The organism is Janthinobacterium sp. UMAB-56 (assembly GCF_900095265.1).
Classification (GTDB): domain Bacteria; phylum Pseudomonadota; class Gammaproteobacteria; order Burkholderiales; family Burkholderiaceae_D; genus Janthinobacterium.
On sequence record NZ_LT607668.1, the window covers coordinates 86223 to 108322 of the forward strand.

Sequence of the window (22100 nt, forward strand, 5' to 3'; positions counted from 1 at the left end):
TCTTCTGCGCGCGATGTTCCGCCGGCGCGATCTCCGCCGCCATCGCAGCACATCTCTTCGACGCTCCCGCATACGCCCTACAGCATGTCCCGGAGCACGGAGGTGCCGCAAGAACAATGATCCATGGCTTGCAAGACGGAGCTGCCTGTGCCCAGAAATGTTGTTTATTGAGAAAGCATGGCTTCCGCAGTGCGGAGGCACACCAGAAAATTTATGTCTGAAACCGAATCGACTCCTACGCCCAGCCCGGCGATTGCCCCTGAAGCGGTGCCCACCGCCGCTGCACCTGCACCTGCCGCATCCGCTGCTCCCAGCCTGACCTTTGCCGACTTTGGTCTCGCGCCTGAAATTCAGCGCGCACTGACTGATCAGGGCTACACCCATCCGACACCGATCCAGGAACAAGCGATCCCCGTGGTGCTGCAAGGCCGCGATGTGATGGGGGCCGCGCAAACGGGCACCGGCAAGACGGCCGGTTTTTCCTTGCCGATCATCCAGTTGCTGATGGCGCATGCCAGCAGCAGCATGTCGCCGGCACGCCACCCGGTGCGCGCGCTGATCCTGACGCCGACCCGCGAACTGGCGGTGCAGGTGGCTGAAAACGTCAAGGCCTACGCCAAGCACACGCCCTTGCGCTCGACCGTCGTCTTCGGCGGCATGGACATGAAGCCGCAAACCGTCATCCTGCGTGGCGGCGTGGAAATCGTCATCGCCACGCCGGGCCGCTTGCTCGACCATATCGAGCAAAAGAACATCAGCCTGAGTCAGGTGCAGATGCTGGTCATGGATGAAGCCGACCGCATGCTGGACATGGGCTTCCTGCCGGACTTGCAGCGCATCATCAACTTGTTGCCGAAGCAGCGCCAGAACCTGATGTTCTCGGCTACGTTCTCGCCAGAAATCAAGAAGCTGGCTGCCACCTTCCTCAACGATCCGCTGACGATCGAAGTGGCGCGCAGCAACCAGACGGCCGACAAGGTCACGCAAGTGGTCTACAAGGTGACGGAAGACCAGAAGCATGCTCTGGTCGCCCATCTGCTGCGCCAGCGCGACCTGAAGCAGGTCATCGTATTTTCGAACACCAAGATCGGCGCCTCGCGCCTGGCACGCGTGCTGGAACAGGAAGGCATGAGCGCTACGGCGATTCATGGTGACAAGAGCCAGCAGGAGCGCATGGCGGCGCTGGAAGCGTTCAAGAAGGGCGAGATCGACGTGCTGGTGGCCACCGACGTGGCGGCGCGCGGCCTGGATATTTCCGACCTGCCTTGCGTCATCAACTTCGACTTGCCCTACAACGCGGAAGACTATGTGCACCGCATCGGCCGCACAGGCCGCGCCGGCGCATCGGGCGACGCCATTTCGATCTATTCGGACAAGGACGAGCGCCTGCTGACGGACATCGAAAAACTCATCAAGCAAAGCATCAAGCGCGGTGAATTGACGGGCTTCAACCCGGCTCCCGCCCGCAGCAGCGACAGCGAGCGCCGCCCGCCGCGCCGGACCGAAGGTAGCGAGGCGCGTCCCGCGCGCGCCCCGGAGAGCCGTCATGCTGGCGATAGCCGCGACAGCCGCTCCGCCGAGCGCGGTGCGCGTCCCGCCTTTGGTCCCGGCCCCCGCCGCGAAAAGGCCGATCCCTGGTTCCTGAAGCCGTATGAGCCGGCGAAGACCGCTGCACCCATGGTGAGCAATAATCTGCCACCCGCCAAGTCGAAGCAAAAGCTTGCTGCTCTGCTGGGTGGAATGCCGAAATAAATTCCCTTCTCTCTGAGCGCCTCTGGTATCTAGGAGGCGCTACCACGTTCATCCTCCTTTACTGCGTAAAACTTTTACTTTCCGAAAAGCTCAAATAGCCATCGTTAAAAATTGTTTTTTACAAATTTTGTTGGTAATGTAGCTGTTTTTTCATTTTTAGAACGTGTTTAGTCGCTTGCCTTTGGTGCACGCGATTGGTAAATTCGCATCAAGCTAAAATTTTAAGCGGATTTTATATTGTTACATGATGTTATTTGCTTATTAAAAAGCTCTAGCATCTGCGATACTTCCGCTTCGGCGTGCCTTGTGCATCGGGTGTTTTAAGAAAGACCAAGGATAGAGACGGATAAGTGAGTCAATTTAATGATGTAGCTAGCACAACGTATGGCGTAGGCGCGATGCCACATGTATCCATAACACCCCCTCTTTTGGGCGCGGCATCTATGTTGCCAAGGGTTGCAATTTTGGTATGCACTTACCATGGCCAGCATTTTTTGGCTGGGCAGCTTGACTCATTTGCTGCCCAAACGCACACCAATTGGGAAGTCTATGCTTCAGATGACGGCTCCAGGGATGATACGTGCGCTATCCTGACAGAGTACCAGCAAAAGTGGGGGCGGGAGCGTCTATCCATATATTCAGGTCCCGCGCAGGGTTTTGTTGCTAATTTCTTATCTTTGACCTGTAACGCCGATATAGTTGCTGATTATTATGCCTATTCCGATCAGGACGATATATGGGAAGTTGACAAATTGCAGCGAGCTGTCGATTGGCTCAATGACGTTTCGCCAAGTGTGCCGGCGTTATATTGTTCGAGGGCCTTGTTGGTTGATGTTGATAATCAAGTAATAGGCGCTTCTCCCTTGTTTTCCCTGCCACCAAGTTTTGCGAATTCATTGGTGCAAAGTATAGGTGGTGGCAACACGATGGTATTTAACAATGCTGCGCGAGAATTGTTGTGCGAGGCGGGTGGCGATGTGCAGGTCGTATCGCATGACTGTTGGGTTTATATGGTGGTGAGCGGCTGTGGCGGCAAGGTGTTTTATGATCCATCTCCTTCTTTGCGTTACCGTCAGCACGATGGTAATCTGGTGGGAACGAATCGTAGCTGGCAGGCGCGTTACTCAAGACTGCGGCGTCTATGCAACGGTTGGTTTCGTAACTGGAATGGACGCAATATCGAATCTCTGCAGCGCCTGCATGGAAAATTAACACCTGAACACCGGCGCATTCTCGATGACTTTACTACCGCCAGGAAATCTTGGCTGCTGCCGAGGCTATGGCTGTTAAAGCGCTCTGGTGTTCATCGGCAAAGTTTGCCAGGTAACATTGCCTTTTTTGTAGCTGCAATTTTTAATAAAATCTAATCAAATGAGCATACTTGTAACTGGCGGCGCAGGTTTTATCGGCTGCAATTTTGTTTTGGACTGGCTGGCACAGGCCGATGAACTGGTTGTCAATCTTGACAATTTGACGTACGCCGGTAATTTGGAAAATCTTGCTAGTTTGCAAGATGGCTCCAAACACCTGTTTGTGCATGGCGATATCGGAAACGGCGAGCTGGTAGCGGGGTTGCTGGCCGAACATCGGCCGCGTGCGGTGGTCAATTTTGCCGCAGAGAGCCATGTCGATCGTTCTATCCATGGGCCCGCTGCCTTTGTCGAGACGAATATTGTCGGCACCTTCAAGCTGCTTGAAAGCGTGCGCGCGTATTGGGGGAGTCTGCCCCCAGAGGAAAAAAGCGATTTCCGGTTTTTACACGTTTCCACGGATGAAGTCTACGGTTCGCTGGCGGCCGATGCCCCGGCATTTACCGAGGAGCATCGCTACGAGCCGAATAGCCCTTATTCGGCCAGCAAGGCAGCCAGCGACCACCTGGTACGTGCCTACCATCACACCTATGGCTTGCCGGTGCTGACGACGAATTGTTCGAATAACTACGGCCCTTATCATTTCCCGGAAAAACTGATTCCGCTCATGATAGTCAACGCCTTGAGCGGCAAACCCTTGCCTGTGTATGGCGATGGCCAGCAGATTCGCGACTGGCTGTATGTCAAAGATCACTGCAGTGCCATCCGCCGCGTGCTGGACGCCGGCAAGATCGGTGAAGTGTATAACGTGGGCGGCTGGAATGAAAAGCCGAACCTGGACATCGTGCACACGGTGTGCGCCCTTCTCGATGAGCTGCGTCCGCGTGCCGATGGTGCCAGTTATGCCCAGCAGATCAGCTATGTGACCGATCGGCCCGGGCATGACCGGCGCTATGCGATCGATGCCAGCAAACTCGCGCGTGAACTGGGCTGGAAGCCAGCAGAGACGTTTGACAGCGGTATTCGCAAGACAATTCTATGGTATCTGGACAATGCCGAATGGGTGGAGCATGTGCAGTCGGGAAGCTATCGTGATTGGCTGGCGCAAAATTATGCAGGGCGTGCGGCATGAAAATTCTTTTGCTGGGCAAGAACGGGCAAGTGGGCTGGGAATTGCAGCGCAGCTTGGCGCCGCTGGGCGAGCTGGTCTCGCTTGGGCGCGACAGCCTGGAGTTCTGCGGCGACTTGAGCGATCTTGACGGGCTGGCCGCCACCGTGCGTCGCGTCGCGCCCGATGTGATCGTGAATGCCGCCGCGTATACCGCGGTCGACCGAGCCGAGAGCGATGCGGCGCTTTGCCGCACCATCAATGCATTGGCGCCGGGCGTGCTCGCCTCGGAGGCAGCCCGCATCGGCGCCTTGCTGGTGCATTATTCCACGGACTATGTGTTTGATGGCAGTGGCGACGCCGCCCGGACGGAAAGCGCCACGACCGGCCCACTGAGCGTATATGGCCAGACCAAGCTCGAAGGCGAGCAACTGATCATGGCATCGGCTTGCCGCCACCTGATTTTCCGCACCAGCTGGGTATATGCGGCGCGCGGCGGGAATTTTGCCAAGACCATGCTGCGCCTGGCCGCCGAGCGTGAGCACTTGTCCGTGGTGGATGATCAAATTGGTGCGCCCACCGGCGCAGAACTGATCGCCGATGTGACTGCGCATGCGGTACAGGCGATGCGTGGAGGACACGATATCGGCGGCATCTATCACCTCGCCGCCGCTGGCCAGGCGTCGTGGCACGACTACGCACGTTTCGTGATTGAATTTGCGCGGCAGGCTGGTGTCACATTGAAGGTCAGCAGCGATGCCATCAACCCGGTCAGCAGCGGGGCTTTCCCGGCGCCGGCGCCGCGTCCGAAAAATTCCCGATTGGCTTTGCACAAAGTCCAGGAGGCCTTGCAGTTAACCTTGCCGCCATGGCAGGCTGGAGTCGCCAGGATGTTGACAGAATTTCTGGGAAAATAGTTATGACTGAACGTAAAGGTATCATCCTCGCTGGCGGTTCGGGTACACGTTTGTATCCTGTCACCATGGCAGTGTCCAAGCAGCTGCTGCCGGTCTATGACAAGCCGATGATTTATTATCCTATCAGCACCTTGATGTTGGCAGGCATACGCGACATTCTGATTATTTCGACGCCACAAGATACGCCGCGCTTTGAACAATTGCTGGGCGACGGCAGCGCCTGGGGCTTGAATCTGACATACGCGGTGCAGGAAAGTCCTGATGGTCTTGCGCAAGCCTTTATTATTGGCAGGGAATTTATCGGCGATTCATCCTGCGCATTGGTACTTGGGGATAATATTTTTTATGGCCACGATCTACATGTGCAGTTGGAAAATGCGATCGCCCAGCCCCAAGGTGCCACCGTTTTTGCCTACCATGTGCAAGATCCGGAGCGTTACGGCGTCGTTGCTTTTGACGCTGCCGGCCACGCCACGAGCTTGGAAGAAAAGCCAAAAGTACCTAAAAGCAATTACGCGGTAACTGGGCTCTATTTTTACGATAATCAAGTGCTTGATATCGCAGCGAATCTGAAGCCTTCCGCCCGTGGTGAACTCGAAATTACCGATGTGAACAAGATTTACATGGAGCGTCAGCAACTGACCGTACAGATCATGGGGCGCGGATATGCCTGGCTTGATACAGGTACGCATGAAAGCCTGATTGACGCGAGTAATTTCATCGCGACCATCGAACATCGCCAAGGACTGAAGGTAGCGTGTCCCGAAGAAATTGCATTCCGTAAAGGATTTATTGATGCCGTGCAATTGGAAAAATTGGCGCAGCCTCTGTCAAAAAATGCCTATGGAAAATATTTGTTCAATTTACTGAAAGAGGGAATCCGTTTATGAAGGTGATTGCCAGTCCAATTCCCGAGGTGCTGATACTTGAGCCTAACGTATTTGGCGATGACAGGGGTTTCTTTTTTGAAAGTTTCAATCAGGCTCGATTTGATGCTGCCGTGGGACGATCTGTCGTTTTTTTGCAAGACAACCACTCACGCTCAGAAAAAAATGTCGTGCGGGGGCTGCATTATCAAATACAGCAGCCGCAAGGCAAGCTGGTGCGTGTTACGGAGGGGGAAGTATTCGACGTAGCGGTCGATCTGCGCAAAAGCTCCGCGACATTCGGACAATGGTACGGTACCGTGCTCAGTGCTGAAAATAAAAAACAGTTATGGATACCCGAAGGCTTTGGGCACGGCTTTGCCGTACTCAGCGACAGTGCCGAGTTTTTATATAAAACGACGGATTATTGGATGCCGGAACATGAGCGTTGCATCGCCTGGAACGATGCGGCGCTGGCGATTCAGTGGCCATTGTCTGGCGAGGCGATACTATCGACGAAGGATGCGTGCGGGGCTGCGTTCATCACGGCCGAGATATTTTCCTGATGCGGGAATTTTCTGCTTCGCCAAGAGAAATGGCCGCAAGTTTATGGCGTAACCGAAATCTGGTACGGGTCTTGGTGCAACGCGAAGTGATAGGCCGCTACCGTGGTTCCTTCATGGGTATCCTGTGGTCGTTCTTTAATCCTGTTTTCATGCTGCTCATCTATACATTCGTTTTCAGCGTCGTCTTCAAGGCGCGCTGGAATGCTGGCAGCGACTCGAAGACTGAATTTTCCCTGGTGCTGTTTGCAGGATTAATCATTTTCAATCTGTTTTCTGAATGTATTAACCGCGCACCGGGTTTGGTGACAGCCAATGTGAATTACGTCAAGAAGGTCGTATTTCCTTTGGAAATATTGCCATGGGTAAGTGTTGGTTCCGCACTGTTTCATTTCATGATCAGCCTGGGCGTGTGGTTGGTCGCCTATACCGTGTTGTTTGGCGTGCCGCATCCTACCGTATTGCTGATGCCATTGATCATAGCGCCTTTGATTTTACTCATCATGGGATTGAGCTGGATGCTGGCTTCGCTCAGTGTGTATCTGCGCGATGTGGCTCAATTTATCGGCATGGTCACGACGGTGTTGATGTTCATGACGCCAATTTTCTATCCAGTGAGTTCTTTGCCAGAGAGTTACCGCCATCTCTTGCTGTTCAATCCGCTGACGCCAGCGGTTGAAATGGCACGTGATATTTTATTCTGGGGCAAGTTGCCCGACCTAGGCATGTTGACGCTATATGGTGCAGCGACATTGTTGCTGTCGTGGTTGGGATTTGCCTGGTTTCAAAAGACACGAAAGGGTTTTGCCGATGTCCTCTGATATATCGATTCAGGTAGAGGGCCTCAGCAAGTGCTACCACATCTATGACCGCCCTCGTGACCGCTTGCTGCAAATGCTGCGAGGTGGGAAAAAGCAGTATTTTCGCGAGTTTTGGGCGTTGCATGACGTCTCCTTTTCCGTCCGTCGGGGTGAGACGGTGGGCATTATCGGCCGCAATGGCAGCGGCAAGTCCACCTTGTTGCAAATGATATGCGGTACGGTGTCGCCGAGCACCGGTACGATCAGCACGCAAGGACGCGTTGCCGCCTTGCTGGAGCTGGGCGCGGGCTTCAATATCGAGTTTACCGGACGCGAGAACGTCATGCTCAATGCCGCCATTCTAGGCTTTTCCGCCCAGGATATGCAGGCCCGCATGGCCGAGGTGTTGGAGTTCTCCGAGTTGGGCGACTTCCTCGACCAGCCTGTCAAGACGTATTCCAGCGGCATGTACGCGCGCCTGGCATTTTCCATTGCCATCCACGTTGATCCCGACATCTTGATCGTGGATGAAGCCCTGTCGGTGGGGGATGCCCGCTTTGTTGCGAAATGCATGCGACGTATCAAGGAAATCAAGGAGCAGGGTACAACGATATTGTTCGTGAGCCATGATGTCGGATCGATACGCACCTTGTGCGAACGCGTGGTATGGCTGGACAAGGGGCGCTTGGTCGAGCAGGGCGATGTATTTCCCGTCACAGGGCGTTATATGGAATTCATGTTCCAGGACGAACAGACGGAAGAAGAAATCTTACATGCCGAGATTGAGTCAGAACAGTTGTCTAGCATTCACGCAAATGTTGAGCAGGAGGGCGACACGCTCCTGGCTTTATCGACAGCAGCACACGATGTGCCGGAAATCCGGCTGGACTCGCGTCCCGTCACGCATTGGGGATCGCATAAAGGTAGTATCGTGTCGGCCGCCGTGCTCGATGCGGATGGCGTGCGCAAGAATGTGCACTATTGGAATAGTGCCATCGAAGTCCGTATTGAGCTATGTATCCCTGCGGATATCCCACGCGAACATCTCAGCGTTGCGTTCTCCATCAAGGATCTACAGGGTAGCGATTTAATTGTTTCTACGACGCATGATTTCGACGGGAAAGTTCTTCCCGATATGGAGCGATTTAGCGTATCGTTTCAACTTAATAATTATTTGCTGACAGGGAAATATCTCCTGGTAGCGGCACTTGAAAATCGCCAGCACAGCGATATTCATTATTATGAATATGTAGAAGGCGCTCATTATTTCTCATCTCTGTCCGATGCCCGCCTTTTTGGCCAGTTCCAACCTCCAATCCAGCACTCTATTTTGCTCAAATAAATGACTGACGCTACTAAAATCAATACTGACGACTATTGGGACGGCCGTTTCTCGACCGATTGGCAAACCTTCGAAGGTCCCCGTCAATCCCGTTTCTTCGCTCGCCTTGCCATTGATAATCTGCCCCGCTGGCTGCTCGATCAAATCCGGCAGCAAGGCATGACTCTTGTCGACTGGGGATGCGCACAGGGTGATGGTACGGATTGCTTGGCCAGCTATATCGACGCACAGCAGTTGACCGGAGTTGATTTTTCCAGCGTGGCCATCGCACAGGCCCGCGAGCGCTATCCCGCCATTCAATTCTTGAGCGAAAATTGGCTGGAGGGCGTGCAGGCTGCTGCGAAAAAATTCGATGTGGTCTTTTCATCGAACACCCTGGAGCACTTTCATACGCCGTATGAGATTTTGCCGATATTGGCGCAACGAGCACACAAGGCGATTGTGCTGGCCTTGCCTTACCGCGAAATGCAGCGCATAGACGAGCATTTTTATTCTTTCTTGCCGGACAATGTGCCGATGGTGCTGCAGAATGGTTTTCATCTGGCATGGTCGCGCGTCATCGATTGCCGATTGATTCCCGATGCGTTGTGGGGCGGCGAACAGCTTATTCTCGTCTATGCGGCGCCAGACTGGTTTGATCAGCTCAAGTTGAAGTTGGCCGATTGCCGTATCGAGCAAGATGATGCATTGTCGAAAGAGCAGGGCCTGCATAATGCCCTGGCCGAGTACCAGTCGAAAATCGCCAGTCTGACGCTGCGATTGAGTGAAGACGGTAGTGAACTCGTTCGGCTTCAGCAGCTCCTGTCCGAGTCTGCCCAGGAGGTCAATACCATCAGAAAAGATCTGGCAGCATCGCAAGCCGAAGTGAGCAAGCTTCAGCAGGGTTTGGTTTGTTCGGCGTCTGAGATCATGCAGTTGCAACAAAATGTCTCGCAGGCCAATACGGCAATCGATAACCTCAGCCAAACTGCCATTGCCCAGCAGGCTGCGCAAAAAATGCTCGACAGCCTGCGCAGTACCCGTTCGTGGCGCTTGACGGCTCCCCTGCGATTCGGCGCCCGCTTGTGGCGCTATGGTTTGTTGAGTGAGGACCGTCAAAAATTGCTGCGTGGCTTGCGCAGGGTCTATCATCGCCTGCCCTTGCCTGATGGGATGAAGCGTGCCATGGTCAGCACCTATCGGGAAACGGTCGGGACTACTTACGTTGCCGTTCGCAAGCAAGTGTTGGCATCGGTGCCATTCGAGGCTCCCGGCGTTCAACCCGTCCCGCAGGCTGGCAATGTGCCAGACTATATCGTCTGGGGGGTGATCGATTGGCATTTTCGCCATCAGCGTCCGCAGCAATTGGCGCAGGCCCTTGCCCTGTCGGGGCGCCGCGTATTCTATGTGTCGGTCAATCTGGTGGATGATGCACGTCCTGGTTTCCAGCAGGAGCAACTCGATAGTGAAGGCCGCTTATTCCAGATCAGGCTGCATGCCGAAGGCGCGCCCGTGATCTACACGTCGGTACCGGGCCACGATACCGTGCAGCAATTGCGCAGCGGGCTCGGAGCCGTGCTTGAGTGGGCAAACTCGCGCAGCATAGTCTCGCTGGTGGATCATCCATTCTGGTATGACGTCGCCGCCGTATTGCCCAATGGCCGCGTGGTGTATGACTGCATGGACCATCATGAGGGTTTTGGCAACACCGCTGATGCTGTCTTGCAACTGGAACGGGCCTTAATGCGCAATGCCGATTTAACGATCACCACCTCGGCGTGGCTCGATCAGATCGTCGCTGAACATACGCCGCACCGTGCTCTGGTGCGCAATGCGGGGGAATTCTCGCACTTTGTGCGCAAGCCCGACGCCGCCTACGTGGAGCCGCAAGGCCGGCGCATCATCGGCTATTACGGCGCGATCGCCGAATGGTTCGACCTGGATCTGGTCGAAGCGATCGCTGCGCGCTTTACTGACTGCTGTGTCTTGCTGATCGGCGACGATACCGTCCATGCGAAGGCGCGCTTCGCTCACCTGTCGAATGTGGTCATGACAGGTGAAGTGCCCTATGCGCAGTTGCCGAAGTACCTGCATGCCTTCGATGTTTGCCTGTTGCCATTCAAAGTGATTCCGCTCACCCTGGCCACCAATCCTGTCAAGGTGTATGAGTACCTGAGCGCTGGCAAGCCGGTTGTGTCCGTCGACTTGCCGGAAATGAAGCAATTTGATGATCTGGTGCGTGTGGCGCACGATAGCGAAGGCTTCCTGTGCGCCATTGAGTCAGTCCTGCAGGAGCGCGACGATGCTCCAGCCATCGTGCAACGGCAGAATTTTGCCAGGGAGCAGACTTGGACGCACCGCGCCCAAGCCCTGATCAGTCATGCGGAATCCGGTGCGCGCGATCCTTTCGTGAGCGTGGTGGTGGTCACGTATAACAATATCGATTTTACGCGTGCCTGCCTGGACAGCCTGGAACAGCACACCCAACATGCCCCGATAGAAATTATTGTCGTGGATAATGCGTCCTCGGATGGCTCGCCAGCCTTCCTGACCGAGTGGGCTGCTGGCGCCTCGAACCGCAAGCTGATCTTGAACGACGATAATCGTGGTTTTGCCGCAGCCAACAATCAGGGCCTGGCGATTGCCGGTGGCGAGTATCTGGTCTTGCTGAACAACGACACGTATGTCACGCCAGGCTGGGTGCGTACGATGTTCAAGCACTTGCAGCGGGATCCATCCATCGGCTTAATCGGGCCGGTCACAAACAATATCGGCAACCAGGCCAAGATCCATATTGACTATGGCAACATGGAGGAAATGCTGGTGCAGGCGGGGCGCTATACCCGCAGCCATATCGGGCAAACCTTCCCTTTGCAGACTGCGGCCTTTTTCTGTGTGATGTTCACGCGCAATGTGTATGAGCGGGTAGGCGATCTGGACGAGGCGTTCGGCCGCGGCTTCTTTGAGGATGACGATTATTGCCGGCGCATCGAGCAGATTGGTTTGCGGATCGTTTGTGCGGAAGATGTCTTCATTCACCATCATTTGTCCGCATCATTTAACAAGATAAAAAGCTTCGATCGCCAGAAATTGTTTGAAGATAATAAGGCGACATACGAAGCCAAGTGGGGACCTTGGATTCCGCATCATTACGAACGGGACCTGCCTCAGTAAGTGCGTTTGGCACGACTGCATTGGATATGAATTCGCATTGGTAATGGAAGTGCATAGATAGGAAATATATGTCGAAGATAAAAATTATTTGTGCCGTAGGCACGCGTCCGGAAGCGATCAAGATGGCTCCGGTAATTCTTGCATTAAAGCAGCAACCATGGGCTGATGTGCGCGTGCTGGCGACGGCGCAGCACAGGGGCTTGCTTGACCAGGTGCTGACTTTTTTCGGTATCGAGCCCGATATCGATTTGAATATTATGCGTCCCAATCAGGCGTTGACCACGCTGACGGCAAGGCTGTTGTTGGAACTGGACGAGGTGCTGCTGGCAGAGAAGCCAGACGTCCTGTTGGCGCAGGGCGATACCACCACGGTCATGACGGCAGCGCTGGCGTGTTTTTATCATCACATTCCATTTGGCCATGTCGAAGCGGGCCTGCGTACCTGGGATATGCAAAATCCCTTTCCTGAAGAAGCGAACCGTGTCATTGCTGGCCGGCTTGCTCGCTGGCACTTTGCTCCGACCGAAGGCTCACGCCAGAATTTGTTGCGCGAGGGAGCGCCAGACAGCGATATTATCGTTACCGGAAACACGGTGATCGATGCCTTGCTGATGACTGCGGACCGGGAATTGGAATTGGGTATCGAGCTTGATCCGGCCAAGCGCCTGGTTCTCATCACCTCGCACCGCCGCGAGAATTTTGGTGCGCCTTTCCGTAACATCTGCCGCGCGGTTCAAACCCTGGCAGAGCGTAACCCGGACGTGCAATTCCTGTATCCCGTGCATCCCAATCCGAATGTCAAGGATGTCGCGTACGAAATACTGGATGCCAGTAGCAATATCCACCTGTGTGAACCACTCGACTATGCCCCCTTTGTCGCTGCCATGAAGCGCTCTTATTTGATTATCAGCGACTCCGGCGGGGTGCAGGAGGAGGCGCCAGCGTTGGGCAAACCGGTACTGGTGTTGCGTGATGAAACCGAACGTCCGGAAGCGGTGGAGCAGGGCGTGGTAAAACTGGTAGGACCCAACTACGAACGTATTGTTCATGAGGCGCAGCGTTTGCTGGATGATGAATCCGCATACCTGGAAATGGCGCGCGGTATTTCGCCCTATGGCGATGGACATGGCGCCGAACGTATTGTCGAGGTACTCCGCGAGCATTTTGCATGACATGTCTGATTTATGTATCACCGCTGCCGTGGGACAGTTTTGCGCAGCGGCCACATAAATTCGTCGAATGGTTCCATGCGAAGAATGGTGGTTCCGTACTATGGATTGATCCTTATCCGACCCGTTTGCCTGCACTGGAAGATTTGCGGCGCCTACGGGCCAGGATGAGTCACGGTGCGCCCGCTACCCCGCGGCCTCTGCCGTCATGGTTGACCGTATTGCCGGCGCCGGCGCTGCCGATCGAACCCCTGCCAGGATCGGGCCTGTTCAATGGCCTTTTTTGGAAGCGGATTCATCAGACTGTCGAGCGTTTCAGCGCTGGCGGGCACTGCCTGCTCGCCATAGGCAAGCCGAGCAAGCTCGCCCTGCAACTGATGCATCGGCATCCGCAACTGGTATCGCTGTTCGATATCATGGACGACTTCCCCGCGTTTTACCGCGGCCTTTCCAGGTTTTCCATGGAGCAGGGGGAACGTGCCGTTGCAGCGCAAGCCAAGCAGGTACTGGTTTCATCGACGCTGCTTGCTGAGCGCTTTGCAGCGTGCGGCAAGCGATTGCGCATGGCCTTGAATGCCTGTGCCATCGAGACACTGCCGCAGGTGCCCGACTTGCCTGCCCGCCCTGCGTCGCCCATGCTGGGCTATGTTGGGACGATTGCAAAATGGTTTGATTGGGAAATGGTGATTGCGTTGGCAGTCGCTCATCCGGCTGTGCCCGTACGCTTGATCGGTCCCGTGTTTGGTTCAATACCCACTCACCTTCCCCGGAACATCGAGTTATTGCCAGCCTGTCAGCATCAGCAAGCGATAGCCCACATGCAAGCTTTTTCGGTGGGACTGATTCCTTTTAAACGCACCACGCTGACAGCATCCGTTGATCCGATAAAATACTATGAATATCGGGCGCTTGGGTTGCCGGTGTTATCGAGCCGATTTGGCGAAATGGCCATGCGTGAAGACCAGCCAGGTGTATTTTTAATGGATCAAGACAGTAATCTTGAGCAACAGTTGCGTCTGGCTCTGGCTCATCGGGATCAGCCCGAGGCCATACAGGCTTTTCGGAATAGGCATTCCTGGGATGCGCGTTTTGAGGCGGCAGGTATTTTCTTCTAAGAATTCATCCCGATAGAGGAATGCAGTGCCTGCCGACAGGCGCTCAAGCGTGGAACGGATGCTACAGTCATGCGTATTCCGGCGTAATTGATCAGGCCCTGGGCGATGGCCAATACCGATGAAATGCTGGGTAAGCGAAGGCCCTGCATTGTGCTATGTCGAAGATGTCATAGCCAAGGCCTTGAGTAAGTGGCCAAGGGTTTTGGCTATAATTTATTTCTATAATTTACAATATTTCCGGATGTGCAAAGTGAGCGAGAAAAAAACAAGAGTCGCAGTGATAATACCGAGTTATAAAGTTCGTGATCATATTCTCGACGTCATTGAGAGTATCGGTACGGAGGTGACGCGGATTTATGTGGTCGATGATTGTTGCCCTGTCAATTCTGGAGATTTTGTGGAAGAGCATTGCCGGGACGAACGCGTTGTGGTGTTGCGCAATCCGGAAAATCAAGGTGTAGGGGGCGCTGTCATGACTGGCTATCAAGCAGCCATTGCGGATAGCATGGATATCATGATCAAGATTGATGGTGATGGCCAGATGGATCCGGCTCTCATCACCTCCTTTATCGCTCCGATTGTCAATGGAGAGGCCGATTACACCAAGGGAAACCGTTTTTATGATCTGGAAGAGATCCATGCCATGCCCAAAGTGCGCCTGTTTGGCAATGCGGTACTCTCTTTCATGACAAAATTATCCTCAGGATATTGGGATCTGTTTGATCCCACCAATGGTTATACAGCAATTCATAGCGATGTCGCACGACGTTTGCCATTTAAGAAAATCAGCCGCCGGTATTTTTTTGAAACGGATATATTATTTCGACTCAATACCTTGCGCGCCGTCGTGATTGATATTCCCATGGATGCGAAATATGGCGATGAAGTCAGTGGTTTGAAAATTTCTAGCATCGTTGGTGAATTCTTCCTCAAGCATGTCCGTAATTTTTCAAAGAGAATTTTTTATAATTATTATTTACGCAATATATCGCTCGGCTCGTTTGAGTTGCCAGTCGGTATGCTTCTGCTAATTTTTGGTGTCGTGTTTGGCGGCGTACACTGGTTTATTTCGTCGCAGACAGGCACTTCTACGCCAGCGGGAACCGTCATGCTATCGGCCATGCCTGTGATTGTAGGTTTGCAACTAATTTTGGCGTTCCTGTCCGAAGATATTTCTTCCGTTCCACGACGTCCTGTGCATCGCTCTGCCAGCGTAGAACGGCCTACCGAATGCTGATACGCAAACAGTTTCTTTTTTTTATAGGCATCGGGCTTCTGTGTGCGGTGATCGACATTTCGACAGCAAAATTAATGGTGTACGCCGGCGTTTATTATGGCACCGCCGTCTCGGTCGGATTTTTATCAGGCCTTGTTGCCAATTATGCGCTGCATGCCAAAGTGACGTTCAAGGCAGTCAGTTCTGGCCCGACAATACTGAAATTCGCTGTGGTGGTGGCAGTCAACTACTTAATTACAATGGGTTTTTCTTCTTTTTCTGTACAATTGACTGGTGATTTTCTGGCCGGTAAAGTGCTATCGCTACCCATCGTGGCGGTAAATGGCTTTCTCTTGAGCAGATATTGGGTATTTCGATGATAACTTTTTCGCCGGTGCGCGTAGACGCACAATCGCTGCTGCGGTATGAGGCCTTATTTACCGTCTGTTTTTCCAAGCAGGAAAAATTCTCGCCGCGCGCCCTGGAGTGGTTATATGCGCAGAATCCGGATGGTCATGTCGTAGGCTACGATGCATACGATGGCGATACGCTTGCCGCTCATTATGTCTGCATACCTGCATCATTGCGCGTCAACGGTCACGTGCAAAAGTCCTTGTTATCGTTGAATACCGCCACGCATCCCCAATATCAAGGGAAAGGCCTGTTCACAAAACTGGCTGAAATGACATACCAAGCGGCGGCAGAGCAAGGCTATTCCAGCGTGTATGGCGTTGCAAATGCGAACAGTACGCCCGGTTTTGTGCGAAAACTCGGTTTTCAGCTTGTCCAGTCTCTTGAGTCGAAAATCGGTTTTGGAAGTTTGGGTGTGAATTGGGCGCTTGCGGCAAGAAACGCGCATTTCGAGCGTGTGTGGAGCCAGGAATCGCTGGACTGGCGCTGTGCCAATCCTGTCAATCGCATCCACAGCAGTGCCGCCGGCGGGCACATTGCCTTTCATGCCAGGGCATTCGGTAGCATCCTGCCCGCCTATGCTGAATTGCCCGGTACACTCGCTTACCGCCCAGCTCGATCGGCAATGCAGTCTCCCATGCACTTATACCTGGGATTGACACCGAAGTCCGCCGGCGGTCTGCGAACATACATGGACATTCCGCAGCGCTTTCGTCCCTCCCCGCTCAATTTGATTTTCCGCTCCCTGTCAGCGCCAGATTTTTCGCTGGAATCTGGACACATACTATTTTCCTTCCTGGATTTCGATGCATACTAGGATAGAACCGGCGGACCCCGTACCTGAACTTGGCGTCGCATCAACGGCGCTGTTTTTATTTGCGCATCAAGATGATGAGTTTGCGATTTTTCAAAAAATTGCAGAGGAAAAGAAAAAAGGACGGCGCGTAGTGTGTCTCTATTTCACCAGCGGCGTGCCTGCTGGTGCTGATGCTAGCTTGCGTAACCAGGAGTCTTTGGGCGTGTTGCAGGAATTAGGTGTCGCCCCTGGCGATATCTATTTTGCTGGTGAGCAACTTGAAATTGAGGATGGCGCCTTGCTGGAGCATATCGCACTTGCCGCCGATTATCTTGATAGACAGCTCGATAACATCGGTCCGCTCGCCAGCATCTATATACTGGCTTGGGAAGGGGGGCATCCCGATCACGATGTATTGCATGCATTTTCCCTGGCATTGCTACATGAGCGGGGACTGACCCCGCTCGTGCGCCAGTTTGCGCTTTACAATAATTTTCATTGTCCCTGGCTCTTTTTTCGCGTTCTGTCTCCGCTGCCGGCGAATGGTCCGATTGAATCAACTCTAATTTCTTGGCGCCAACGTCTGCGTTTCCTGTCTTACTGCCTGAGGTATCCGACGCAGCGTATCACTTGGATAGGCTTGTTTCCCTTTGTGCTAGGACATTTCGTCTTGAATGGGCGGCAACAGCTGCAGGGGGTCAGTATCTCCAGAATCGGACAAGTACCCCATAGCGGCACTTTATACTATGAAAAACGTCAATTCTCGACTTGGAAAGTGGTGGAGGCCAGGCTGAAAAAATGGCATGCCTCACGTTCCTGAGCAATGTTGTCTGGGCCGCAGTGATGGCAGTACACGACCAACCGTCTTTTATATTTAATTGCATCCCTTTTCATGTTCATTTTTAAAAATCGCCACTCAGCCCAAAAAATCGATTACCTGAAGCTTGGATTTTTAGTCATCGCCATGCTGATTATTCCGATTGGCATCGGCACCTGGCCACTGGCGTTCGAGTACTGGCATGACGACATGCTGGTCGATCTGTTCTTCTGGGCACTGGCTTGCAGCGCGGGAGCCATCATGTTGCACTTGTGCCGCATACGGCAAAAGATCGCCATCCTGAGCGGGTTTGTGCTGCTGTATCTAGTGATTGGAATTGGATGGGGGCAAAGTCTTGCCATCGCCTATTTCGTGGTCTCGGCCTATTGCTGCGGTCGTGTATTGCTGTATTTCCTGTTCAGAGGAGAGCGGGCCGCGTTTCTGCTGGCGGAGTCGCTGGTGCTTGGTGTTGGCACCTACCTTGCGGTGTTTGGCCTGCTGATACACTTTCCGCTCAACTATTTGACAGTGTATGCAGCGATACTGGGCTTGCCTGTTGCGATCGCATGCTTATTGAGATTTCATTCTATTTACAAGCCGCAGGTGCTTGCGTTCTTCGCATGCAACAGTCGTCGCGCCGCTGGTGTCAGTTATCCATTGATGGTACTGGTGATCGGACTGGCAGGCTATATCGCACGTTACGCCTTTTTCCCGTCGCTTGCCTACGATGACAATGCTACCCATCTGCGCATGTGGACTGTCTTGGCGGAGCGTCATATCTATGATTTCGATGTGCGCTCCCAGATATGGGTGGTCGCGCCGTTTGCCGTGGATCTGCTGCATGCCATCCTGTCCGTTCTGGCGCAAACCGATGCCCGCCCGGCGATGAACCTGGCGCTGGCGGGTTTTCTGTTGTGGGGATTATGGCGTTTGACGCACCTTGTCAATCACCGCTTGAACGATCGCTTGCTGATCCTGGCATTGTTTGTCACTACCCCTATCCTGACAGTGTTGTTATCGAGTTTGCAAACAGAGCTCATGCTGGCGGTATTGGCGGTACTTGGTACCTTGCTGGCATTGGAACGGCAAGCGGTTTTCTCGGGTGCCCGTTTGGCGGCGGTGCTGATGGTTGCTGCGATGTGCGCCGCCACCAAATTGCCGGGTGCCGTACTCGGTGTCGCCTTGTTGGGCACCTATGCCTGCGAGTTGTACCTGCGCCGGCAGCAGCGTATTGCGGTGCCATTTTCATCGCAAGTGCCGGGCCTGGTGATTGCCGTTTTGATTGCCGCCTTTGTGGCCTTTCACTCGTATGCCTACGCCTTTCATGTGACGGGTAATCCTGTTTTCCCTTTGTATAACGGCTATTTTAAATCGCCATTCTTTGGCCCGTATAACTTCCTCGATACGCGCTATGTCAAAGGAGTTTCCTTCAAAAGTTTTTGGAACATGTTTTTCCAGACGCCAGCGCATTATGAGTCGCAAAACTATGTCGCAGGTTTCCAGTATCTGTTGCTGTTGCCACTAGCGTTGCTGTCGTTGCTGCTGTATGGGCGCAAGCGTTCCGCTGTGCGCATCGTCGTGCCCATGCTGGTGTTCGGCATGGTAATGTTTGCCGCGATGCAGTATTGGCGCTACCTGTTTCCCGTGTTGCCCCTGGCGTCGGTTTTGCTTGGCGCCCTGTTCTATCGTGGTCATGTGACAGGACAGCCACGTCTGCGGCGTCGTTTTGTGGCGGCGACCCTGATGGTGTTTGGGGCCGTGAATATCTGCTTCTTGCCGGGCATTAACTGGTACTTCAATATTCCGCTGGGCACCTTGTATAGCGAAGCCGGCCGAAATGCAGTGGTGGCTAAACTCATGCCAGAGCAGATTTTTAATGCGCAACTGAACCGTGATGCCCCCGATGCGCGCGTGCTGTTTGCCATTACACGCCCGACGGGCGCAACCCTGAGCGCCAGCCCCGTTTATATCAACTGGTATGCACCTGCGATACTGGCCAAGGCCGACGCGATTCAGTCGCCTGATCAGCTCGCTACGTTCTTGAAAGAGGAGAATGTTCGTTTTGTTTATTGGAATCTTGCCGAGCCGGTGGATGCTCACAACACGTTTTCAAGTTTGCTGGGCAGGTACCTCAGCCGTTTTGCCGTGCCCGTGCAAGCCAAGGGCGGCATGGTCATGTACCAACTGCAGGACATGCCCGTCAGCTATGTGACGGTGCTCGATATTTCAGACTTTCGCCCGTACGGCGTCGAGGCTGAAAAGAGGGGCGCCAAAGTGACGCCGGATGGGAAATTGCTTGCCTCGAACCAGTCCTATGCGCTACACGAATTTTCTACCGGCCTTGCCCGGTCTGCCCTATATGCCGTCCGTCTGACATGCCCTGCCAAGACCGGCAGTCTGATCGCACAAATCAACTGGAATGTCGGGACGCCTTACTACCGCCTTGTGAATTGCAATAAGGATGAGGTTTACATGGCGGAGTCCGTGCCTGTTCCGACGGGCGCTGAGCGGGGTGTATTATTCTTGACCAGTCGCGATACCGATTATCTGCTGGTGAATCAGGTGTCGGTCTCGCTGCGATAGTCAGCGTCTTCCCAGCCTGTCAGCCGCGCTTGTATTTATATCGCGCCTTGCCGCCGTTGCGGCCAGGCTGCTGTTACCCTCTGAAGGGTTAGCGATCATGGACGCCCTTGCTACTATCTGCAGCGCCTGTACCAGCCTCGGCGAAAGTCAGCGCGCACTTGTTGTCATACAAATAATAATTTGTATATTTCCCCGCGGTGTGGACCCCGCATACATGCAGGCGGGGCAAGGCGGGCGATCTCCAATCCCCCGGTGCCTCAATACTTGGCATTGTTGGATATCTGTACTGGCAGGCTGTGCATGCCAGTATGTTGAAATAGGGATTTATTGGTAATTTCAGTACAATGTCATTGACTGCCGTATAGCGTAATTTTCTCGTATTTTTCACCTTATCGATGGCTTTTTAGTGGCAAGCCCGATTTTTTATTGATAATAAAAATGTTTTCTTTTATCGTGAGCTTTGTCGTATCCACATTATTGACCCTGTTGATTATAAAACAGGTGAGATTGCATAGTGCGGCACTCGATTCGGATTTTCATGGTGTCCAAAAAGTTCATTCGCATTCGGTGGCGCGTATAGGCGGATTGTCGATTTTCCTGGCGGTGGTGATCAGTGCCCTCGTGTCGATCTGGCGTTTGCCGGCCATGACTTACTGGATGCTGTCTTTGCTATTGTGTTCAGGCATCGCCTTTGCCGGTGGTATTGTCGAAGATTTCACGGGCAAGGTCAGTCCCATAGGCCGCTTACTGCTGACCATGGCGGGCGCCCTGCTGGCGTATTTCCTGATTGATGCGCGGATCGGCCGCATTGATTGGGTATTTTCCAGTTGGGCGATTCCCTTTATTTGGCTGAGCTTGCCAATTACGGTGCTGGCCGTAGCTGGTATTGCCAATGCCATCAATATTATCGACGGTTTCAATGGCTTGGCCAGCGTGGTGTCCATCTGCATGTTGCTGTCACTTGCCTATGTCGCCTTGCAGGTCAATGACTCCTTTATCCTGGTATCTGCCTTGTTGGTGGCAGGGGCGATTACAGGTTTCCTGATCTGGAATTATCCCGTAGGGTTGATTTTCCTCGGCGATGGCGGAGCGTATTTTATTGGCTTTATGCTGGGCGAACTGACCTTGTTGCTGGTGATGCGCAACCCTGAAGTGTCGACTTGGTATGCCGTTCTATTGCTTATCTATCCTGTGTTTGAAACACTGTTTTCCGCTTATCGACGCGCATTCATTCAGGGGAAATCAGCGGTGATGCCTGACGGTATCCATTTGCATAGCCTGATTTTCCGTCGCATTGTGCAGTGGACCGTGGGCCGCAAGGAGGCGCGTGCATTGATGCGCCGCAATTCCATGACATCGCCGTATTTATGGCTGTTTTCTCTGATGGCAGTGATCCCTGCAACTATGCTTTGGCGCCATACCTGGTTATTGATTTGTTGCTCCATATTATTCATAACATCGTATATCTGGTTATATTTCCGTATTATCCGATTCAAGTCGCCACGCTGGATGATTATGAATAAGAAAAAATAGTTCCAATTGCATATGTTTATGATATTTTTATTAAGTATTGTAAATATGTGACTGTTTAGCTGTTTAGATGTTTAGATCGCTGGGATTATGCACCCCATCCGTAGCTGGCCCCTCTTCGAGGCTCGGCACGTTTTGATTACGTGTCAAGACCCGCTTGGTTATAAACACGTTTAACAAATAATTCCGGCTTTTTCCCCTGCCATTTCTTCATCGCCTGCATCGGTGTTTCATTATCCAGGGCGCGCTGGGGAATGTTGTGGTTGTAGATTTTCAGGTAATTGCGCAGTGTCGATTCGAGTTCGGCCCTGGACGCGAAGCGGGTCTGGTTGACGACCTCGCTGATACGGCCGTTGAAGCGCTCAACCATGCCATTGGTCTGCGGATGACGTGGCGGAATCAGGCGATGTTCGATCGCCAGTTGCTTGCACAGCACGTCGAACGCGTGCCTGCCGCTGGGAATCCGATCGCCCGTTTCCGGGTCTTTCTTCTTGCTGGTAAAGCGGTCGGTGAACTGGCTGCCATTGTCGGTGAGCAGCTTGACGATGGCGATCGGACAGGCTTTGTTGAGCTTGATCAGGAAGTCGGTGCTGCTGCTGTCGGACTGGTCGGCATAGATCTCCATGAAGACCCAGCGCGTGGCGCGGTCGAT

Annotated in this window: 18 protein-coding genes; 17 read left to right on the plus strand and 1 reads right to left on the minus strand. The window is 53.5% G+C overall.

The features are described 5' to 3' along the window. The first annotated feature begins 213 nt into the window (after nt 1–213). The 17 genes from K0F85_RS23900 (at nt 214) to K0F85_RS23980 (ending at nt 21451) form a co-directional block, all read left to right on the plus strand. On the plus strand, nt 214–1752 hold the full coding sequence (locus K0F85_RS23900) for a DEAD/DEAH box helicase (RefSeq protein ID WP_219118399.1): 1539 nt from the start codon (nt 214–216) through the stop codon (nt 1750–1752). 350 nt (nt 1753–2102) lie between these two features. After that, entirely contained in the window at nt 2103–3119 is a 1017-nt protein-coding gene (locus tag K0F85_RS23905; RefSeq protein ID WP_257638147.1) for a glycosyltransferase family 2 protein, read from the plus strand. A 4-nt stretch (nt 3120–3123) separates the two neighbouring features. Continuing rightward, nucleotides 3124–4194 (plus strand): dTDP-glucose 4,6-dehydratase, encoded by a 1071-nt coding sequence (rfbB, locus tag K0F85_RS23910; protein WP_219118400.1) that lies wholly within the window; start codon nt 3124–3126, stop codon nt 4192–4194. Further along, nucleotides 4191–5087 carry a dTDP-4-dehydrorhamnose reductase gene (gene rfbD, locus K0F85_RS23915; RefSeq protein ID WP_219118401.1) on the plus strand — a complete coding sequence of 299 codons (897 nt, stop codon included), beginning with the start codon at nt 4191–4193 and terminating at the stop codon, nt 5085–5087. The genes rfbB and rfbD overlap by 4 nt, the downstream gene beginning before the upstream one ends. Nucleotides 5088–5089: 2 nt before the next feature. Then, nucleotides 5090–5977, plus strand: a complete 888-nt coding sequence (rfbA, locus tag K0F85_RS23920) for a glucose-1-phosphate thymidylyltransferase RfbA (RefSeq protein ID WP_219118402.1) — start codon at nt 5090–5092, stop codon at nt 5975–5977. Further along, on the plus strand, nt 5974–6519 hold the full coding sequence (gene rfbC, locus K0F85_RS23925) for a dTDP-4-dehydrorhamnose 3,5-epimerase (protein WP_219118403.1): 546 nt from the start codon (nt 5974–5976) through the stop codon (nt 6517–6519). The genes rfbA and rfbC overlap by 4 nt, the downstream gene beginning before the upstream one ends. Next, nucleotides 6519–7337 carry an ABC transporter permease gene (locus K0F85_RS23930; RefSeq protein ID WP_219118423.1) on the plus strand — a complete coding sequence of 273 codons (819 nt, stop codon included), beginning with the start codon at nt 6519–6521 and terminating at the stop codon, nt 7335–7337. The genes rfbC and K0F85_RS23930 overlap by 1 nt, the downstream gene beginning before the upstream one ends. Then, entirely contained in the window at nt 7327–8658 is a 1332-nt protein-coding gene (locus K0F85_RS23935; protein WP_219118404.1) for an ABC transporter ATP-binding protein, read from the plus strand. Before K0F85_RS23930 ends, K0F85_RS23935 begins: the two co-directional genes overlap by 11 nt. Then, nucleotides 8659–11811: a glycosyltransferase gene (locus K0F85_RS23940; RefSeq protein WP_219118405.1), complete on the plus strand. Its 3153-nt coding sequence runs from the start codon at nt 8659–8661 to the stop codon at nt 11809–11811. Nucleotides 11812–11879: 68 nt separating this feature from the next. Further along, nucleotides 11880–12983, plus strand: coding sequence for a non-hydrolyzing UDP-N-acetylglucosamine 2-epimerase (gene wecB, locus K0F85_RS23945; RefSeq protein ID WP_219118406.1), 1104 nt, complete (start codon nt 11880–11882; stop codon nt 12981–12983). Beyond that, nucleotides 12980–14095 carry a glycosyl transferase gene (locus K0F85_RS23950; RefSeq protein WP_219118407.1) on the plus strand — a complete coding sequence of 372 codons (1116 nt, stop codon included), beginning with the start codon at nt 12980–12982 and terminating at the stop codon, nt 14093–14095. The genes wecB and K0F85_RS23950 overlap by 4 nt, the downstream gene beginning before the upstream one ends. Before the next feature lie 250 nt (nt 14096–14345). Beyond that, entirely contained in the window at nt 14346–15332 is a 987-nt protein-coding gene (locus tag K0F85_RS23955) for a glycosyltransferase family 2 protein (protein ID WP_257638148.1), read from the plus strand. After that, nucleotides 15326–15691, plus strand: a complete 366-nt coding sequence (locus K0F85_RS23960; protein WP_219118408.1) for a GtrA family protein — start codon at nt 15326–15328, stop codon at nt 15689–15691. The genes K0F85_RS23955 and K0F85_RS23960 overlap by 7 nt, the downstream gene beginning before the upstream one ends. Continuing rightward, entirely contained in the window at nt 15688–16539 is an 852-nt protein-coding gene (locus tag K0F85_RS23965) for a GNAT family N-acetyltransferase (protein ID WP_219118409.1), read from the plus strand. Before K0F85_RS23960 ends, K0F85_RS23965 begins: the two co-directional genes overlap by 4 nt. Beyond that, a complete protein-coding gene (locus tag K0F85_RS23970) occupies nt 16529–17338 on the plus strand; it encodes a PIG-L deacetylase family protein (RefSeq protein WP_219118410.1) in 810 nt (269 codons plus the stop codon). The genes K0F85_RS23965 and K0F85_RS23970 overlap by 11 nt, the downstream gene beginning before the upstream one ends. A 72-nt stretch (nt 17339–17410) precedes the next feature. Continuing rightward, a complete protein-coding gene (locus K0F85_RS23975; protein ID WP_219118411.1) occupies nt 17411–19918 on the plus strand; it encodes a hypothetical protein in 2508 nt (835 codons plus the stop codon). A 438-nt stretch (nt 19919–20356) separates the two neighbouring features. Next, nucleotides 20357–21451, plus strand: coding sequence for a glycosyltransferase (locus K0F85_RS23980; RefSeq protein ID WP_219118412.1), 1095 nt, complete (start codon nt 20357–20359; stop codon nt 21449–21451). Between the two features lie 136 nt (nt 21452–21587). Here K0F85_RS23980 and K0F85_RS23985 read toward each other — a convergent pair. Beyond that, nucleotides 21588–22100: integrase core domain-containing protein (locus K0F85_RS23985; RefSeq protein WP_219118413.1), on the minus strand; the 513-nt coding region annotated here is incomplete at its 5' end.

What these genes read in the sequence shown, in the direction of transcription:
- rfbC (WP_219118403.1), top strand. Translation starts at nt 5,974, where the DNA reads ATGAAGGTGATTGCCAGTCCAATTCCCGAGGTGCTGATACTTGAGCCT.
- rfbB (WP_219118400.1), top strand. Translation starts at nt 3,124, where the DNA reads ATGAGCATACTTGTAACTGGCGGCGCAGGTTTTATCGGCTGCAATTTT.
- rfbD (WP_219118401.1), top strand. Translation starts at nt 4,191, where the DNA reads ATGAAAATTCTTTTGCTGGGCAAGAACGGGCAAGTGGGCTGGGAATTG.
- K0F85_RS23980 (WP_219118412.1), top strand. Translation starts at nt 20,357, where the DNA reads ATGTTTTCTTTTATCGTGAGCTTTGTCGTATCCACATTATTGACCCTG.
- wecB (WP_219118406.1), top strand. Translation starts at nt 11,880, where the DNA reads ATGTCGAAGATAAAAATTATTTGTGCCGTAGGCACGCGTCCGGAAGCG.
- K0F85_RS23900 (WP_219118399.1), top strand. Translation starts at nt 214, where the DNA reads ATGTCTGAAACCGAATCGACTCCTACGCCCAGCCCGGCGATTGCCCCT.
- K0F85_RS23960 (WP_219118408.1), top strand. Translation starts at nt 15,326, where the DNA reads ATGCTGATACGCAAACAGTTTCTTTTTTTTATAGGCATCGGGCTTCTG.
- K0F85_RS23975 (WP_219118411.1), top strand. Translation starts at nt 17,411, where the DNA reads ATGTTCATTTTTAAAAATCGCCACTCAGCCCAAAAAATCGATTACCTG.
- rfbA (WP_219118402.1), top strand. Translation starts at nt 5,090, where the DNA reads ATGACTGAACGTAAAGGTATCATCCTCGCTGGCGGTTCGGGTACACGT.
- K0F85_RS23970 (WP_219118410.1), top strand. Translation starts at nt 16,529, where the DNA reads ATGCATACTAGGATAGAACCGGCGGACCCCGTACCTGAACTTGGCGTC.
- K0F85_RS23965 (WP_219118409.1), top strand. Translation starts at nt 15,688, where the DNA reads ATGATAACTTTTTCGCCGGTGCGCGTAGACGCACAATCGCTGCTGCGG.
- K0F85_RS23950 (WP_219118407.1), top strand. Translation starts at nt 12,980, where the DNA reads ATGACATGTCTGATTTATGTATCACCGCTGCCGTGGGACAGTTTTGCG.
- K0F85_RS23930 (WP_219118423.1), top strand. Translation starts at nt 6,519, where the DNA reads ATGCGGGAATTTTCTGCTTCGCCAAGAGAAATGGCCGCAAGTTTATGG.
- K0F85_RS23940 (WP_219118405.1), top strand. Translation starts at nt 8,659, where the DNA reads ATGACTGACGCTACTAAAATCAATACTGACGACTATTGGGACGGCCGT.
- K0F85_RS23935 (WP_219118404.1), top strand. Translation starts at nt 7,327, where the DNA reads ATGTCCTCTGATATATCGATTCAGGTAGAGGGCCTCAGCAAGTGCTAC.